The organism is Mucilaginibacter terrigena, from assembly GCF_004168255.1.
Lineage (GTDB): Bacteria > Bacteroidota > Bacteroidia > Sphingobacteriales > Sphingobacteriaceae > Mucilaginibacter > Mucilaginibacter terrigena.
Genome location: NZ_SEWG01000005.1, coordinates 448792 through 466309 on the forward strand (window position 1 = coordinate 448792; position 17518 = coordinate 466309).

At 45.2% G+C, this 17518-nt stretch carries 12 protein-coding genes; 10 read left to right on the forward strand and 2 right to left on the reverse strand.

Features of this window, described 5'->3' with window-relative positions; translation table 11 throughout:
- Positions 1-272 precede the first annotated feature (272 nt).
- From EWM62_RS14940 to EWM62_RS14970, 7 genes are all read left to right on the forward strand, one after another.
- A complete protein-coding gene (locus tag EWM62_RS14940) occupies positions 273-1595 on the forward strand; it encodes a sigma-54-dependent transcriptional regulator (RefSeq protein WP_129877465.1) in 1323 nt (440 codons plus the stop codon).
- A gap of 418 nt (positions 1596-2013) precedes the next feature.
- Positions 2014-2091 (forward strand): K(+)-transporting ATPase subunit F, encoded by a 78-nt coding sequence (gene kdpF, locus EWM62_RS19805; RefSeq protein WP_203235058.1) that lies wholly within the window; start codon positions 2014-2016, stop codon positions 2089-2091.
- A 9-nt stretch (positions 2092-2100) separates the two neighbouring features.
- Complete coding sequence (kdpA, locus tag EWM62_RS14950) at positions 2101-3816, forward strand: potassium-transporting ATPase subunit KdpA (protein WP_129877466.1); 1716 nt, start codon at positions 2101-2103, stop codon at positions 3814-3816.
- A gap of 95 nt (positions 3817-3911) precedes the next feature.
- Positions 3912-5945, forward strand: coding sequence for a potassium-transporting ATPase subunit KdpB (gene kdpB, locus EWM62_RS14955; protein ID WP_129877467.1), 2034 nt, complete (start codon positions 3912-3914; stop codon positions 5943-5945).
- Positions 5946-5957: 12 nt separating this feature from the next.
- On the forward strand, positions 5958-6524 hold the full coding sequence (locus EWM62_RS14960) for a K(+)-transporting ATPase subunit C (RefSeq protein WP_129877468.1): 567 nt from the start codon (positions 5958-5960) through the stop codon (positions 6522-6524).
- Between the two features lie 135 nt (positions 6525-6659).
- Positions 6660-7778, forward strand: coding sequence for a sensor protein KdpD (locus tag EWM62_RS14965; protein ID WP_129877469.1), 1119 nt, complete (start codon positions 6660-6662; stop codon positions 7776-7778).
- The gene (locus EWM62_RS14970; RefSeq protein ID WP_129877470.1) at positions 7775-9529 is read left to right on the forward strand and encodes a HAMP domain-containing sensor histidine kinase; all 1755 of its coding nucleotides are present in this window, start codon (positions 7775-7777) and stop codon (positions 9527-9529) included. The genes EWM62_RS14965 and EWM62_RS14970 overlap by 4 nt, the downstream gene beginning before the upstream one ends.
- Positions 9530-9855: 326 nt before the next feature.
- Here the strand turns inward: EWM62_RS14970 and EWM62_RS14975 are convergent, their stop codons facing one another.
- Positions 9856-10254, reverse strand: coding sequence for a GNAT family N-acetyltransferase (locus tag EWM62_RS14975; RefSeq protein WP_129877471.1), 399 nt, complete (start codon positions 10252-10254; stop codon positions 9856-9858).
- 391 nt (positions 10255-10645) lie between these two features.
- On the opposite strand from EWM62_RS14975, the gene EWM62_RS14980 reads away from it, so the two are divergent.
- Positions 10646-11740, forward strand: coding sequence for an MBL fold metallo-hydrolase (locus EWM62_RS14980; RefSeq protein WP_129877472.1), 1095 nt, complete (start codon positions 10646-10648; stop codon positions 11738-11740).
- Between the two features lie 11 nt (positions 11741-11751).
- Here EWM62_RS14980 and EWM62_RS14985 read toward each other — a convergent pair whose 3' ends face one another.
- A complete protein-coding gene (locus EWM62_RS14985) occupies positions 11752-14142 on the reverse strand; it encodes a PAS domain S-box protein (protein WP_129877473.1) in 2391 nt (796 codons plus the stop codon).
- Positions 14143-14522: 380 nt separating this feature from the next.
- Between EWM62_RS14985 and EWM62_RS14990 the strand changes: the two genes are divergently transcribed.
- Both EWM62_RS14990 and EWM62_RS14995 read left to right on the forward strand, forming a co-directional pair.
- Entirely contained in the window at positions 14523-15557 is a 1035-nt protein-coding gene (locus EWM62_RS14990) for an aldose epimerase family protein (protein WP_129877474.1), read from the forward strand.
- Entirely contained in the window at positions 15554-17515 is a 1962-nt protein-coding gene (locus tag EWM62_RS14995; RefSeq protein ID WP_129877475.1) for a glycoside hydrolase family 97 protein, read from the forward strand. The genes EWM62_RS14990 and EWM62_RS14995 overlap by 4 nt, the downstream gene beginning before the upstream one ends.
- Positions 17516-17518: the final 3 nt, after the last annotated feature.

Consider the following 17518-nt stretch of genomic DNA (forward strand, 5'->3'; position numbering starts at 1 on the left):
GCCGCGTATACCATTCACCACCATGTATTTTTCAAAAAACTTTGACCCGGTATTTTATAACTCATTATGTTTCCGCCGCGAAGCGATTATCAGCTTTCTCAAGCATTAAATTTGGTGATGAATCAAATTATATATCTTAAAAACGTAGTTAGAGATAACCAATACACGAGAAAAACAATGTCGATTAGAGATTTATTTCATACATTATAAAACGGACAAAAGCAGGATTTATATCATCCGGATATCTTAATATTGCATAAATATAATGCATAATGCAAACCACCATCCTCATCATCGACGACGAAAAAAAACTGAACGATCTGCTTTCGCGCATCATTGGTTTGGAGGGTTTCAGGGTAGTACAGGCTTTTAACGGTAAAGAGGGCATAAAGCTTTTAGAGACCGAGGACGTACTGGTGGTACTTAGCGATGTTAAGCTCCCCGATGTTAACGGCGTTGACCTGGTAAAGACCATCAAAAGCAAAAAACCATATGCAGAGGTGATAAACCTTACCGCTTATGGCACTATAAACGATGGCGTGCAATCCATCAAAAACGGCGCTTTCAATTACATTGTTAAGGGGGATGATAACGATAAGATAATCCCATTGCTAAACCAGGCTGTAGAAAAAGCGCAGCTCCAACAAAACGCTTTTAATGCCGGTAAAAAGGTAGCAGGCAAATTTAGTTTCACGCAGATCATCGGGCAATCACAGCCCGTTTTAGACGCTGTTAACCTTGCCCGCAGAGTGGCTTCAACAGATACCACCGTTTTGCTTTTGGGCGAAACAGGTACGGGTAAAGAGATTTTTGCATCGGCCATCCACTACGAAAGCCAGCGCAGGCAGATGCCCTTTGTGGCCGTAAATTGCAGCAGCTTTACCGGCGAACTTTTAGAAAGTGAATTATTCGGTTATAAGGCGGGCGCTTTTACAGGGGCACTTAAAGATAAAAAAGGCTTGTTTGAAGAGGCCCATCACGGCAGCATCTTCCTGGATGAGATAGGCGAAATGAGCCTCGAATTGCAGGCCAAGCTACTGCGCGTGTTAGAAAGTAAAACTTTCATTAAACTGGGCGATACCCAAACCACCAAAGTGAACATCCGCATTATGGCGGCCACCAACCGCGATCTGCAAAAAGAAGCTGAAGAAGGTAAATTCAGGCTTGACCTCTTTTACCGTTTATCGGTATTCACCATATCCCTGCCATCTCTTAACGAGCGCAAAGGTGATATTGAGACCCTTGCAAAGTATTACCTGAAACAGTTTGCTGATAAAGCAGGTAAACCCGTTAAAATGAGCGACGAATTTTTATCGTTGCTTAATAAGCACCAATGGAAAGGCAATATCCGCGAGTTAAAGAACATCATCGAACGCGCCGTAATACTGGCTGATGATGAGCTGACACCCGCTGCACTCCCCCCTCAATTCAATAACCAAAACGCCGACAGCAACTCGCTCGATCTGCAAAGTATCGAGAAGCAACACATCAGCAAAGTACTGGCCTACACCAAAGGTAATAAAACCGAAACTGCAAGGCTGCTTGGTATTGGGTTAACTACGCTTTATAGAAAGATTGACGAGTACGGGTTGTAATTTTACCATTTATGAATGTCATTTCGAGGGAAGCGTAGCGACGAGAAATCTTCTACGCCAGACTTACCGCGGTGTAGAAGATTTCTCCTTACCCCACAACACCACCTTTTCCGTTCGTTCGAAATGACATGGTTAATTATATTCTTCGTGCCCTCTGTGGTTAATAAGTAACCCCTCCCCAAAACGATAATCAACCCTTCCAAAATGGAAGGGTTTTTTGTTGACCCAAAAACCTCACAAACATTCAATTATTTAAATATCAAATAGTTAAATAAAATTCAGTCTAATCGGCATTCCAATTGGCATAGGTGGTCAAAACGTTAATAAAATGATCACAATACTACTCTTCGTTGCCATCCTTTTAGGCTGGTGGTTCATTTTCAAATCTATCGACTGGTTCGAAAAAATCTAACGCATCATGATCGCATTATTCATCATTTCCGTCGCAGTTTTCATATACATGGTATACGTGCTGCTAAAACCCGAAAACTTTTAATCTACCACAATGAACACTGAACTATTTGGAATATTTGCCTCATTTGCCCTGATGCTGGTTATTGGCGTACCGCTGGGCAAATACCTGGCAAAAATGTTTGTCGGCGAAAAGGTATGGACCGATTTTTTAAAGCCTATAGAGACCGGCATATTTAAACTGTCGGGCATCAATCCTAACGAGGCTATGAACTGGAAACAGTTTTTAAAAGCCATGATGTGCATTAACCTGCTTTGGTTGGTATACGGCTTTTTTGTACTGATGCACCAGGATAAGCTCCCCCTTAACCCCGATGGCAACCCTGGCATGACCGCCGACCTGGCCTTTAACACCATTATAAGTTTTGTGGTTAACTGTAACCTGCAGCACTACAGCGGCGAAAGCGGCGCCAGCTACCTGGTACAGCACTGCATATTTATGTTTTTGCAGTTTGTGAGTGCCGCTACGGGTATTGCCTGCGCAGTTGGTTTATTTAAAGCCTTCCGCGATAAAACCACCACAGATATCGGTAACTTTTGGAATTACTTTTTAAAGGCCATCACCCGTTTATTATTGCCTTTATCTATCGTAGTATCGCTTATATTAACCTTTAATGGCACGCCAAGCAGCTACGCCGGTAAAGATCAATTCATATCCCTGCAGGGCGATACCGTACACGTATCACGCGGCCCGGCAGCGCAGTTCATCGCCATAAAACATCTGGGTACAAACGGCGGCGGCTGGTTTGGTGCCAACTCGTCACATCCGCTGGAAAACCCTAATTATCTTACCAATATTACCGAGATCGTTTCGCAAATGATCATCCCCATTGCCATGGTTTTATGTTTCGGCTATTTCATCCGCCGCAAAAAACTGGGCTGGGTAATTTTCGGGGTGATGATAATAGGCGCCTTGCTCCTGCTCATCCCAAGTATCAGCAGTGAAACAGCCGGCAATCCTGCCATTGCCAAATTAGGCATAGCACAGCCAACCGGCGCTATGGAAGGTAAAGAAGTACGCATAGGCCCAACCGCGACAGCCTTCTGGAGCACATTTACTACTATCGTATCAACAGGATCTGTTAACGGTATGCACGATAGCACCATGCCCCTTACCGGCCTATGGCAGTTATTGGGTATGATGATCAACGGTTTCTTTGGGGGCTGTGGCGTGGGTGTATTAAATTATTTTATCTACCTCATCATAGCCGTGTTTATTTCCGGGCTGATGGTAGGCCGAACCCCGGAGTTTTTAGGCCACAAGGTAGAAGCCCGCGAAGTAAAGATCGCCGCTTTAATAACATTGCTTAGTCCGCTTTTAATTATGGCGGGCACGGCAATAGCAGCTTATGTATTTACCAACCACGGCAGTGCCGACTGGGCGGTTAAGCCATCGGCATGGTTAAACAACCCGGGCTTCCACGGCTTTAGCGAAATGCTTTACGAGATGACCTCGGCCAACGCTAACAACGGTTCGGGCTTTGAGGGTTTAGGCGATAACAATATCTTTTGGAATGTATCAACAGGTTTTGTGATGTTGCTGGGCAGGTTCCTGCAAATTATTGGACCCGTGGCAATAGCAGGTTTACTTGCCCAAAAGAAATATATTCCCGAATCGGCAGGTACATTGAAGACCGATACGGTAACCTTTGGGCTCATGACCTTCGCTGTAATACTTGTCCTAAACGCATTATCGTACTTCCCTGCCCTGGCTTTAGGCCCTATCGCGGAGTTCTTTTCAATGAAATAAAGCCTCACCAGCCTCACCCAACCCTCCCCGAAAGGGAGGGCTTAAAAGTCTCCCCTACCGGGGGAGATTTAGAGGGGGCTTAATATAAAAACACAATGACAACCAAATCAAATAAATTATTCGAACCGGCCCTGGTGCAAACCGCGCTCAGGGAGTCGTTCACCAAACTGAACCCCAAACTCATGATGCGCAACCCGGTAATGTTTACCGTGGAGGTAGGCACCGCCGTAATGCTTTACATGAGTATTTATAGCTTCCTGCACAGCGGCCAGGGTTCATTCACTTACAACCTCATCATTTTTGTGGTGTTGCTGTTAACCCTGTTGTTTGCCAACTTTGCCGAGGCTATTGCCGAGGCACGTGGTAAAGCACAAGCCGACAGCCTCCGTAAAACCCGCGAAGAAACACCCGCCAACGTTTTAATGCCCGATGGCCGCATTGTAAGCAAATCATCAAACGATTTACGCAAAGGCGACTATTTTGTGTGCGAGGCCGGAGACACCATCCCAACAGACGGCGAGATCACCGAAGGTTTGGCAACCATAGATGAATCAGCTATTACGGGCGAATCTGCCCCGGTTATCCGCGAAGCAGGTGGCGATAAATCGTCAGTAACGGGTGGTACAAAAGTACTATCCGACAAAATAAAGGTGGTAGTAACTACCGAGCCGGGCGAAAGCTTTTTGGATAAAATGATTGCCCTTGTAGAAGGTGCATCGCGCCAAAAAACACCAAACGAGATAGCATTAACCATCCTGTTAGCCAGCTTTACGCTGATTTTCATTATCGTTTGTGTTACGCTGAAACCCTTTGCAGATTACGCCAATACCCCTATCACCATAGCAGCGTTAATATCCCTTTTCGTTTGTTTGATCCCTACCACTATCGGTGGCCTTTTATCGGCCATCGGTATCGCGGGGATGGACAGGGCGCTACGTGCAAACGTGATCACCAAATCTGGCAAGGCGGTTGAAACCGCAGGCGATATAGATGTATTGCTGCTTGATAAAACAGGAACCATCACAATCGGTAACCGTAAAGCAACCCAGTTTTGGCCTGCCCCCGGCGTATTGCCCGAGGATCTGGTGAAAGCCGCCGTGCTTTCATCGTTAGCGGATGAAACACCGGAAGGTAAATCCATCATCGAACTGGCGCAGCAAAGCAGTACGCATATTTCCATGACGCCGCCTGCGAATGCTGAGTTTATCAAATTTACGGCTGAGACCCGTGCAAGCGGCATTAATACTATCGATGGTTTACGCATTCGTAAGGGCGCTTTTGACAGCATCAGGAATATGTCGGTAGCAGCGGGAAACAAATTCTTGCCGGATGTGGAAGAGCGTGTAAAAGCCATCGCAAGTAACGGTGGTACGCCACTGGTGGTATCGCAAAACGAAGTTGTTTTGGGTACGATTGAGTTGCAGGATATCATAAAACCCGGCATTGCCGAACGTTTTGAACGGTTGCGCAAAATGGGCATCAAAACCGTGATGGTGACTGGCGACAACCCGCTTACCGCCAAATTTATTGCCGAGAAAGCCGGTGTAGATGACTTTATTGCCGAAGCCAAGCCCGAAGATAAAATGAACTACATTAAGCACGAGCAGCAGCAAGGCCGTTTAGTTGCCATGATGGGCGACGGCACAAACGATGCACCGGCACTTGCACAGGCAGACGTTGGCGTTGCCATGAACAGCGGCACCCAGGCAGCCAAAGAAGCCGGCAACATGGTGGACCTTGATAATGACCCAACCAAGCTTATCGAGATCGTAGAGATAGGCAAGCAATTGCTTATCACCCGTGGTACGCTTACCACCTTCTCTATCGCTAATGATGTAGCTAAATATTTCGCTATTGTTCCGGCACTGTTTATCGCGTCCATCCCGGCGTTGCAGGCCATTAATATTATGCACCTGCACAGCCCGGAGAGTGCTATACTTTCTGCCGTAATATTCAACGCCATCATCATCCCGATGCTGATCCCGCTCGCCTTAAAAGGCGTAGAGTACAAACCGATTGGTGCCAGTGCCTTACTGCGCCGCAACCTGTTGATCTATGGTTTGGGCGGTGTTATCGCGCCATTTATCGGTATCAAATTGATCGACTTACTAATTTCCTTGTTCTTCTAATTAATAAACATCATGAAAAGCAATATTGTAAAATCTATAAGAATTACGCTGGTACTAACTGTGATACTGTGCGTAATATATCCGGTAGCTATTTCCCTTGCGGGTAAGCTATCAAAAGGCCATGGCGATGGCGAAACCATTTTAGTCAACGGCAAAATGGTTGGTTATGCCAACGAAGGTCAAAGCTTCACTCAGCCCAAATACTTTTGGGGCAGGCCATCGGCTGTTGGCTATAATGCGGCCGGTTCTGCCGGTTCAAACAAAGGGCCAAGCAACCCGGATTATTTGAAAGAAGTAAGCAACCGCATAGATACCCTGCTTAAATATCATCCATACCTGAAACGCAGCGAGATCCCCGCCGAAATGGTTACCGCATCGGGCAGTGGTTTAGACCCGGATATTTCGCCTACAGCAGCTAAAATTCAGATAGAACGTGTGGCAAAAGTTCGCAGCCTTGATGTGAAAGCAGTTACCGCATTGGTAGATCAGCATACCGAATCCCCATTACTCGGCCTCTTTGGCCCTGCCAAAGTGAACGTATTAAAATTGAACGTTGCGTTAGATGAATTAAAGAAATAAGAATTTAACCACAGAGAGTATTGAGAGAGAGTCACAGGGATACACAGAGCCGATCCATTCAAAACTCCGTGCACTCTGTGGTTAACCGACATGCAAATTCTCTGTAACCTCTGTGGTAAAAAACAACGAACTATCATGGCAGATACATCCGTAAAAAACTTTCTCGACCTGGTTAAAAAATCCAGGCGGGGTAAGCTTAAGATCTATATCGGCATGAGCGCCGGTGTGGGCAAAAGCTACCGGATGCTTCAGGAAGCCCATGCTTTGCAACGCAACGGCATAGGCATACAAATAGGCTATATAGAAACCCATAACCGCGCCGAAACCCACGCCCTGCTGGATGGCCTGCCCGTTATTGCCCGCCGTAAAACTTTCTACAAGGGCAAGGAACTGGAAGAAATGGACTTGCAAGCTATCATCAACCGCCACCCCGAGGTGGTTATTGTAGATGAACTGGCCCATACCAATATCGAGGGCAGTAAAAACGACAAGCGTTGGCAGGATGTACTGGATATTTTAGAGGCAGGCATCAGCGTGATCACCGCGGTAAATATCCAGCATTTAGAAAGCCTGAACGAGGATGTAGAGCAAATTACCGGTATTGCCATTACCGAACGCATACCCGATAAGATCTTAGACCTGGCTGATGAAGTGGTTAACATCGACCTGACCGCTGATGAACTGGTTGATCGTTTGAAAGAAGGCAAGATCTACGAAAAAGCAAAGATCGAACGCGCCCTGCAAAACTTTTTCCAAAGTGATAAGATCCTGCAATTACGGGAACTGGCCTTGAAAGAGGTTGCCCACCACGTGGAACGAAAGATAGATACCGAGATTCCCAAACAGATCAAACTCCGACCCGAGAAGTTTTTGGCATGTATCTCATCCAACGCCGAAACGGCTAAGATCGTGATTCGTAAAACGGCGAGGCTGGCCTCTTATTATCGTTCGCCTTGGATTGTACTTTACGTGCAAAGCAGCAGCGAAAGTTTAGACAGGATAAAACTCGATAAACAGCGCCACCTTATCAATAATTTTAAACTGGCAACCGAGCTCGGTGCCGAACTCATCAAGCTAAAAAGCGATGCCATTACCCAAACCATTATGAAAGTAGCCGAAGAAAAAGAGGTGACCACCATTTGCATTGGCAAGCCCCATTTAAATTTATGGCAGGTTATATTAAGAACGGCTATATTTAACGAGTTACTAAACAAGATAGCCCTAACAGAAACCGATCTGGTTATATTATCATGAAAGTAAGAACCAAACTCCGCTTAGGCTTCGGCTTTTTATTTTTGGTGGTGCTGTTTTTTGGCGCTGCCGCTTTGTTTTATATCCGAGATATATCTGAGAATTCTAAAGTGATCCTAAAGAATAATTATGAATCGTTGAGTTTTGCGCGGGAGATGCGGTCGATACTGGATGATAGTCCGGTTCCACTCGATAAGGCAGCACTTGATAAATTCGACACCTACCTTACCAAACAGGAAGCCAACATAACCGAGCCTGGCGAGCAAAAACATACACGCGATTTACGCAGTAGCTTATTATTTTTAAAACGTAACACTGACGTTAAACAGCAAAATGTTGCCATAAAGGTTATCCGCAAAAGCCTGCGCGATGTAGAGTATGTGAACATGCAGGCCATCGTTCGTAAGGATAATGCGGCCCGTGCATCTGTAGACAGGGCAACCTTATTCTTAGGATTGGTGGGCGCATTTACTTTTTTGGTGCTGTTTAGTTTCAGCGTGAATTTCCCCGGATACATTGCCGATCCGCTTAAGGCGTTGATAGACGGGATCAGGGAGATTGGTCAGGGTAACTACAGCAAGCGCCTGCATTTTGAACAGAACGACGAGTTTGCCGAGGTAGCAAATGCCTTCAACCAAATGGCCGCGCGACTTAACGAGTGGGAAAATAGCAACCTCGCTACCGTAATATCAGAAAAGCGGCGCATCGAAACCATTATCGAGCAAATGCAGGATGCCATAATCGGTGTGAACGAAAGGCAGGAGATACTTTTTATGAACGATGCCGCACGCAAAACGCTGAACATTACGGGCGATAAAGTGATTGGCCAAAACACAGCCACCCTCACCAAAACCAATGATCTGCTCAAATCCATCCTTCGGGATGATGCCGGCATCAAACCATTTAAAATTGTTTTGGATAGCCGCGAAATGTACTTCCAGATGCAAAGCAGTGATATTGTAGTGCCTAACATGCAGGAAAAAAAGGGCGCGCTGCAACTGGCAAACCGCTCGGCAGGTAAGGTTTACATCCTTAAAAACATCACCGAGTTTAAAGAACGCGACGAGGCCAAAACAAATTTTATCGCCACCATATCGCACGAATTAAAAACCCCTATCGCCTCTATTAAAATGAGCCTGCAATTGCTGAATGACCAACGCGTGGGCACTATTAATACCGAGCAGGAGCAACTGGTTAACCACATAAAGGACGACAACGACCGCCTGCTGAAAATAACCAGCGAACTGCTGGAGCTATCGCAGGTAGAAACGGGGAATATCCAGCTCAATTTTGTGCCGGTAAACCCGATGCAGATCGTGGATTATGCCATCACCTCCATAAAATTCCAGGCAGATCAAAAGCAAGTTCAGTTAGAAATAATTAAAGATGATAACCTCCCCGAGGTACAGGTAGATATCGAAAAAACGGCTTGGGTGTTGGTCAATTTCCTATCAAACGCTTTACGTTACAGCGCCGAAAAATCAAAAATAGAGATCCGGGTAACAGCCAAAAACAAACAGGTACAATTCGCGGTGAAAGATTTTGGTAAAGGTATCGACGAAACTTACCAGAAACGCCTGTTCGATCGTTATTTCCAGGTGCCCACTGATGGGCAAAACAAATCGGGTTCGGGCCTTGGCCTGGCTATTTCTAAAGATTTTATCGAAGCACAGGGTGGTACCATTGGTGTAGAAAGCGAGATGGGCGCGGGCAGCAGATTTTGGTTTCAGTTGCCCGGCAAGCGGGTTTCTTAGGTCTGTAAGGCCTCCTTTATTATATAAAAACTCAAAAACCAATATCCGATAATTATTAGTAGCAACTTAACCATCTAAATGTGTTAAATCCTTTAGAAAAAACTTCAATGCCTTCCCCTGGGGATTTTAAAACAACATATTAACTCCCTAATCGCTTCGGGTCAGCTATAATCGTCTTCAAAATATTCCCCTTACGGGCTACTTAAACAGTATCAAAGGGTGCTAAAACCCTGCAAATCAAATTGCAGGGTTTTTCGTTGGTATCAGATGCTTCAGTAATTTTTGATAATGCTCAGCAGCAGATTTATTGATATAAATGCGATGGATTACCTGGTGCGGTTAATGCTAAAAGCCCTGTCATCCTTTGTGAATCCTATTTTTGGATAATAATCCATTGCTGTTGGAACAGAAAGCAGTAAAAGCATCGAACGTTCTCCCAACTTTTCCCGGGTGAGCTCTACTAACTTTTTCCCGATACCGGATTTCTTATAATTCGGGTCAACAGCAAGGTCTGCCAAATAAGCGCACCAAACCCAATCTGTTATAACGCGACTTACCCCCACCAACTTATCGGCATGCCATGCTGTTACTATCAAATCTGCATTTTCAATCATCTTCCCTATTCTTTCAGGGTCACCGGTTGGCCTGGGCAAAGCCGCAAGATCATACAACCTTATCACTTGTCCGGCCTCAGGTTTCGTGTCTGTTCTATAAATAATCTCCATGATTTATGATTGGTTTTTCTGTTATCAATTCATTAATATAGCTTTAGTAAAGCTACAGCGCTACAAATTCGTTAAATTATTCCCCTAATGCTTTCTATAAAATCAAGTTCTTCTATCGCACTGTAATAGTGTGGCGAGGCCCTAACAGCCCATTCAACGCCCTTTTCATCAAAAATCAATTATACCAAATTCCCTGTAACCGGGCACTACGTTTATTGTTCTTTTCAATAATTCATTATCAATAAACTTCGTGTCGCTGCCTTCGCTTCGGTAATTTGCATGGCCATAACCTGTATAGCAGATATCACTTTAAGGCTGGAAAGTGGCACTATATTGGCTGATTGGCTTTAGATAAAATAATAAGTAAACCTTAAACGTTACATTTTAGGGTATGAGACATTGGTTTTTGAGCTTATGGATAGCCACGCTACTGCTGGCAATAGCAACTGGCTGTGGGTTAGTGAAGTCGGTGGGTAGAAACCCGGAGGGCGAGGCGCTTGCCCATTTGGATACTTTATCTAATTATAAAAATGGAGGGTTTGAGAATTTAGCTGAACTTTCTGATTCGACGGTGAAGCGAAACAAACTACTTTTGTTATTTCACAACCGCTCTAAAATCACCAGGCCTTCCCGCAGCCTGCCATGGGTAAAAACCAACTTGAAAACACTTACTGCCCCCGCACCAACCGTGGTTTGGTTTGGGCATTCATCTTTGCTTATCAAAACCCACCAGGGCAACATACTTATCGATCCTGTTTTTAGCAATCATGCCGGGCCTGTACCCGGGTTGGTTACCGCGTTCCAGGGCACTACCAATTACCACGCGAAAGATATGCCGCCAATAGATGTGCTGATCATTTCGCACGACCACTACGACCACCTGGACTATCGCACGCTTAGAAAATTAAAAGACCATATCAAAATGGCCATAGTGCCCCTGGGGGTAGGGTCTGACCTGGTGTATTGGGGGTTTGACCGCAAAAAGATCATCGAATTAAATTGGAACCAGGGGGTTACGCTGCCTGGCGGACTACGGATTACCGCTACACCCGCGCAGCACCGTAGTAACCGTACTTATAGTAAAGCAAACAAAACGCTTTGGGCATCTTATGTAATACAGGCAGGTAACTACAGGCTGTTTTACGGGGGCGATAGTGGCTATGGATCGCTTTTTAAAGAAATAGGCCAGCAATATGGGCCATTTGATCTGGCGCTGCTGGAGTGCGGACAATACAGCCCGAACTGGCCATGGGCACATCTGTGGTTTGGGCAAGCCGCCCAGGCTGCTATTGATCTGCGGGCCGGTATGCTGCAGCCTATTCACTGGGCCAGGTTTGAGGCAGCCGACCACGCCTGGAACGAACCTATAAAAAAGCTCCTGCCAGCTGCTGAAAAGCTGGGTGTTCCGGTAAACGTACCGCGTATAGGGGAGCCTTATGCTTTAGGTAACCCGCCTAAAAAAGCAGTTTGGTGGAATTTCGAATAGATTATTAGATATTAAAGCGGCAGGCTAAAGTAGAATGTTGAGCCTTTGTCGGGTTCGCTTTCAACCCAGATGCGGCCGCCGTGGCGTTCAACGATCTCGGCACTTAAATATAAACCAATACCAAACCCCGAAATATGGCAGGTATTGCTGCTTTCGACACGAAAATAACGATCAAATATTTTTTCCGTGTCCGAAGGCTTTATACCAATACCTTCGTCGCACACGCTTACGGTTATCTCATTTTCGGTTACTGCGCATGATACCTTTACCGTAGTATTGTTTGGTGAATATTTTACCGCATTGCTGATAAGGTTTGAAATAACAGAGTTGATCTTATCGCGATCTGCATAAACAACAATTGGTGCGCATTTAAACAGGTTAATGTGATGGTTGGTTACACTTAATTTCAGTTCCTCGGTAATTTCCTGTACTAATTCTTGGATATTAAAATGACTTTTTTCGATCATGATCTTCCCGTCTTCCAGCCGCGAGACATTTAAAAAACCATTGATCATTGTGCTCATCCGTTTAACCTGTGCATTGGCTTTTGTCATGGCGCCGGCCAAAAATGCATCGTCGCTGGTTTTTAGTTTGGCGCTGGCCACCTGTATAATTGCGTTTAGCGAGGTAAGTGGTGTTTTAAGTTCGTGGCTCACCATTCCTATGAAATCGTTTTTACGCATCTCGTCCTGTTTGCGTTCGGTTATATCGTGCAGTACACCGGTAAAAAAATCTTTGCCATCGTAATGCTGCATGGTGCCTATGCCGCGCACCCAGCGGGTATTGCCGTCGTGGTGGCCAATTACCGGGTATTCCATATCAAATCGTTCGCCTTTTTTAAAAGCTGCTTCTACCATATCGATTACCTTCTGGCGGTACTCCGGGTGAATTTGGTTTATGGCAGCTTCATACGGGACTTCTTCATCCGGCCTAAAGCCAAAAAACTCTTTTAAGGTTGGCGAAGGATAGAAGATCCGGTCGGTAGCATTAATAAAATAGGTGCCTAAACCGGCAGCGTCAACTGCCATACGCAGGCTTTCTTCGGCACGCTCTACCTTTAAAGCTGCCAGGTATTGCTCAGTTATATCCATTACTACCCCGGTAAAAGCAGAGAAAGTGCCCGAAGGGTCTGCTTTAAGGTTGCCAATAGCCCGCAGCCAGCGCAGGCGTTGGTCATGTAAGCCAATAACAGGGTAGGTTACATCATAATCGCCGTTATGATATATCGCGTTCTCCAGTTTGGTTGCTACAAAACCGCGGTATTCTTCAGTGATTTGTGCTAAGGCCTGTTCTATTGATAGGTCTTCATCCGAATAATAACCAAATAATTCTTTAGAGCGTGCATTAGTGATAAATTCGCGTGTAACCGAATGAATAAACCAGGTGCCAAAATTGGCAGCATTGATAGCTAAACGTAGGGCGACTTCTCCCTCTTCTATCTTTTGGCGGGCTTCCAATAGTTGTTTATTAACCATCGCCAGTTCTTCGTTAGTGGCAATTAGTTCTTCGTTAGAGGCCGCCTGTTCCTCATTGGTGGCCATCATTTCTTCATTAATAGCCTGTAGTTTTTCGGAACTTTGGGCCAGCGATTGTTCCCATTGTTTGCGCTCCGTAACATCCCTGGTGGTACCGGCTACTGCTTCAACTTCGCCATGCTCATCAAACACCGGCGTTAAAATATAATCGTAAACCCGCCGCCCCAAAGTAGCATGTGGGAAGGATACCTCACCGCGGACAGGTTGTTTGGTTGCTTTTACCTGGTCTATCTCGCGTTCGTGCATTTCGGCATGCCAGGGTTCGTAGCCATTTTCCAGTAAACTTTTGCCAACGGCGTTTTCCCAGGTTTTGCCCCACATATTAAGTAAGGCGCTGTTTGCGTATACAAAGCGATAGTCGAGCCCAAAAACGTACATCAGATCGGGAGTGCCCGAAGTAATGGTTTCATATAATCTTTTTTGCTGCTCAGATCGTTCTTTAGCTTCTCTAAGGGCCTCTTCTGCCTGCTTGCGTTCGGTAATGTCACTTGCGGTGCCAAACCACTCTATGATCTCGCCATTTTCATCCAGGATAGGCACAGCACGCGAAAATGTCCATCCCGGGGTGCCGTCAATGCGCAACACCCGGTGCTCCAGCTCAAATATCTTTTTTTTGCGGATAGAGTCGTTAATGGCCGCAGATACTTTTTCCTGGTCTTCGGGATAGATGTTTTTAGATTGCCAATGGGTTGTAGGTTCGCGTGTATCTTGTAAAAAGCCCCGGCCATCCAGCTGCCTCATTACCCGCCAGTCGGCGCTCATGCTGTATATAATATCAGAAGTTGCGGTTACCAAAGCCCTAAAGCGTTGCTCGTTGGCAGCAATTGCCTGGTCATTTAAAAAAGGTTTATCATGTGGTTTGGTCATGGCATCAGCAAAGGCGGCAAAAATCTAACAACGGGAAAGATAATAATTTGTTTTATCACACAAAAGGGATTTTGATACAGCGTTTTAGCACTAATAAAGGAATATTAAACGTAGCGTTGCAACACCATGTTAAGGCAATTAAATTTATATTAACTTATATAGGGATATAAAAAGCACATTGTAAAATTATACCTGATTGTAACATTATTGCTAATAAGCTAAATGGTAATATTATCCATCAAAATTAAAACTTTATCCATTTTTTTTGATGCCATTTCGTGGTAGGTTTACCATAACCAATAAGCGTAAACCCCATCGGCATTCTTAAGACCGCCGATGAACACATGTTAACCCGATGGATAAACTATTGCTTGTATATTATGGCTGTTAATATTTCATCCCGCTTATGGGGGCAGCCTGATGATAAATCAATCTATCTTTTTAAGGTAGAAAATGATAGCGGGGGCTACGTTGAGCTAAGCAATTACGGCGCAACAGTGGTATCGGTTGTGGTGCCAAACCGGCAGCAGCAACCGGGGCATGTGATAATTGGTTTCCCAGATCTGGATAGCTATTTAAACGACACCAATTATATAGGCGCTACAATTGGGCGCTATGCCAACCGCATAAGCAATGCAGGGTTTAGTATTGATGCTAACTATTACCAGCTTAATAATAACGATGGAAAAAATTGCAACCATGGCGGCACACATGGGTTTAACAAAAAAGTTTTTGAGGCCTCGGTTGCTGATGATAAAATAATAATGGCGTTAAAAAGCGCCGATGGCGAAGGTGGCTTCCCCGGGAACCTCGAATTGACGGTAACTTACACCTGGAACGATTATAATGAATTGCTTATAAACTACCGGGCCACAAGCGATAAACCAACCATAGCTAATTTTACCAACCATTCTTATTTTAACCTATCGGGCTTTAACAACAATATAAACCATCAAAAGCTGATCATAAAAGGGAACTTAACATTACATTCCCGGCCCGACCATACCGTTAGCGGGGCAATTTTGCCGGCGGGGCCAAAGGCGTTTAATAATGATAAGCTAAGCGATAAATTTCAAACCGGCGATGCCGGCATAAAGGGGTTAAACCTCTTTTATATTATCGATAAAGCCAAAAATGAAACTGGCCTAATGCCGGCCGCAAAGCTTAGCGATGAAACATCGGGCCGTACTTTAGAGGTTTATACCGACTACCCTGGGTTGTTTTTGTACACCGGCGATTACCTGTCCGGCTCAGCGTTGACACATACCGGCCGGCCGGTACAGCCGTTCGACGGGCTTTGCCTGGAATGCCAGCATTACCCGGATAGTATTAATAATCCTAATTTCCCGCAGGCCATTTTGCAGCCGGGCGATACCTATAACCAGCATATCTTGTTCAAGTTTGGCCAATTATGAAGAAATACCTTTCCGTTCTTATAATACTTATTGCTTTTGTGTGCCCGGTTGCGGCCCAGCAGTTTACTGTATCGTCGCCGGATGGTAACATGGTGGTGAAACTGGCGGTAGGTGATAGCCTCGCATACTCAGTCAGTTATAAAAATACGATGGTTATCATGCCGTCGGCGATCTCTATGAAACTGGATAATATGATTTTGGGCGTAGCTGCAAAGATCAGACATATAGAAAAACTTACCGTTGATAAGGTAATTCATCCCTTAAATGGTAAACAGGCAGCATTGGCAGATAACTATACTCAGCTTACATTAAGTTTTGAAGGGAATTATAAACTGCTATTAAGGGCTTATAACGAGGGTATTGCCTACCGGTTTATAACCGATTTTAGCCAACCCGTAAAAGTATATAACGAGCAGGCCACATTTAATTTAAACAATACCGCCGGCGCTATCATGGCCGAGACGGATAATTACACCGCATGGGAATTGCCTTATGTGCAGCATAGTGCAATTAGCCAGATAAAAGAAGGTACGCGCGCTATAACCCCGGCGCTTTTCTCTTACAACGATAAAATAAAAGTTATAATTGCCGAAGCGGACCTGTTTGATTACCCCGGAATGTATATTCAGAAAAAGAACGGGAATATACGTGGCGAATGGGCAGCATATCCCGAATTTGCCAAAATGGGCAGTTGGGGCGATTTTGTTTCGGTGGTACAAACACGTACAAACTATATTGCACAAACCGATGGCAGGCGCAGTTACCCCTGGCGAGTTGTAATGGCAACCGATGATGATAAAACATTGCTGACAAACCAGCTGGTTTATAAACTATCAACCCCATCGGTTATTAAGGATACCGGATGGATAAAACCAGGCAAAGCAGCCTGGGAATGGTGGCACGATGCCTTACTACCCGGTGCGCCGATACCATCAGGAATGGATCACCGGAGCACACAGCTATATAATTACTATGTAGATTTTGCGGCCAAAAACAAGCTGGAGTACGTGCTGATAGATGCAGGCTGGTCTGACAATTACGATGTAAGGAAACCAACGGGCAGGTCAGATATCCGGGCCATTATAAAACATGCTAAAGATAAAAACGTAGGGGTTTTTGTATGGTGCGTTGCATCATCAATTTTAAAAGATCTGGATGCAAGCCTGGATTATATAAAGGATATTGGCGCGGCTGGTTTTAAGGTTGATTTTTTTGACCGCGACGACCAGCAGGCTATCGGCTGGTACGAGCTTATCGCCAAAAAAGCTGCCGAAAGGCACCTGATGGTAGATTTTCATGGTTGCAGCAAACCAACTGGTATGGACCGCACCTACCCAAATATCATTAATTACGAAGCCGTGCGCGGACAGGAATGTTCCAAGTGGGATTACACCACCAACCCACTGCATCATACTATTATCCCTTTTATAAGGATGCTGGCCGGGCCTATGGATTATACACCGGGATCGATGCGAAACAGTTCTAAAAGCAGCTTTAAACCCATTGCCGAAGGCCTGCCATCAACACAAGGCACCCGCTGTCACGAACTGGCCATGTTTGTAGTATTTGACCAACCGGTTGGCGTACTATGCGATTCGCCTGTCGAATATGAGAAATACCCTGATATAATGGAATACCTGTCGGCAGTGCCTACAACCTTCGACGAAACCCGCGTGCTGGATGCTAAAGTAGGCGAACACATCGCGATAGCAAAAAGGAAGAACGGTAACTGGTACATAGGAGCTATGACCAATTGGGACGCGAGGGATCTGAACCTTGACCTGTCATTTCTCCCGGCCAACATCAATTACATAGCCGATATATACACCGATGCTGCGGATGCCGATAAGGAGGCATCAAAATACGAGCATAAAACCATTACCATAAACCGCGAAAGCAAACTGAATTTAAAATTAGTTCAGGGGGGCGGGGCAGTTGTATATCTGCATATCAAATAGTTA

Bases quoted from the DNA above. Each gene is read 5' to 3' on its own strand.
- EWM62_RS14985 (WP_129877473.1), bottom strand. From the start codon at position 14,142: ATGACCAAACCACATGATAAACCTTTTTTAAATGACCAGGCAATTGCT.
- EWM62_RS14995 (WP_129877475.1), top strand. From the start codon at position 15,554: ATGAAGAAATACCTTTCCGTTCTTATAATACTTATTGCTTTTGTGTGC.
- kdpA (WP_129877466.1), top strand. From the start codon at position 2,101: ATGAACACTGAACTATTTGGAATATTTGCCTCATTTGCCCTGATGCTG.
- kdpF (WP_203235058.1), top strand. From the start codon at position 2,014: ATGATCGCATTATTCATCATTTCCGTCGCAGTTTTCATATACATGGTA.
- kdpB (WP_129877467.1), top strand. From the start codon at position 3,912: ATGACAACCAAATCAAATAAATTATTCGAACCGGCCCTGGTGCAAACC.
- EWM62_RS14975 (WP_129877471.1), bottom strand. From the start codon at position 10,254: ATGGAGATTATTTATAGAACAGACACGAAACCTGAGGCCGGACAAGTG.
- EWM62_RS14960 (WP_129877468.1), top strand. From the start codon at position 5,958: ATGAAAAGCAATATTGTAAAATCTATAAGAATTACGCTGGTACTAACT.
- EWM62_RS14940 (WP_129877465.1), top strand. From the start codon at position 273: ATGCAAACCACCATCCTCATCATCGACGACGAAAAAAAACTGAACGAT.
- EWM62_RS14980 (WP_129877472.1), top strand. From the start codon at position 10,646: ATGAGACATTGGTTTTTGAGCTTATGGATAGCCACGCTACTGCTGGCA.
- EWM62_RS14990 (WP_129877474.1), top strand. From the start codon at position 14,523: ATGGCTGTTAATATTTCATCCCGCTTATGGGGGCAGCCTGATGATAAA.
- EWM62_RS14965 (WP_129877469.1), top strand. From the start codon at position 6,660: ATGGCAGATACATCCGTAAAAAACTTTCTCGACCTGGTTAAAAAATCC.
- EWM62_RS14970 (WP_129877470.1), top strand. From the start codon at position 7,775: ATGAAAGTAAGAACCAAACTCCGCTTAGGCTTCGGCTTTTTATTTTTG.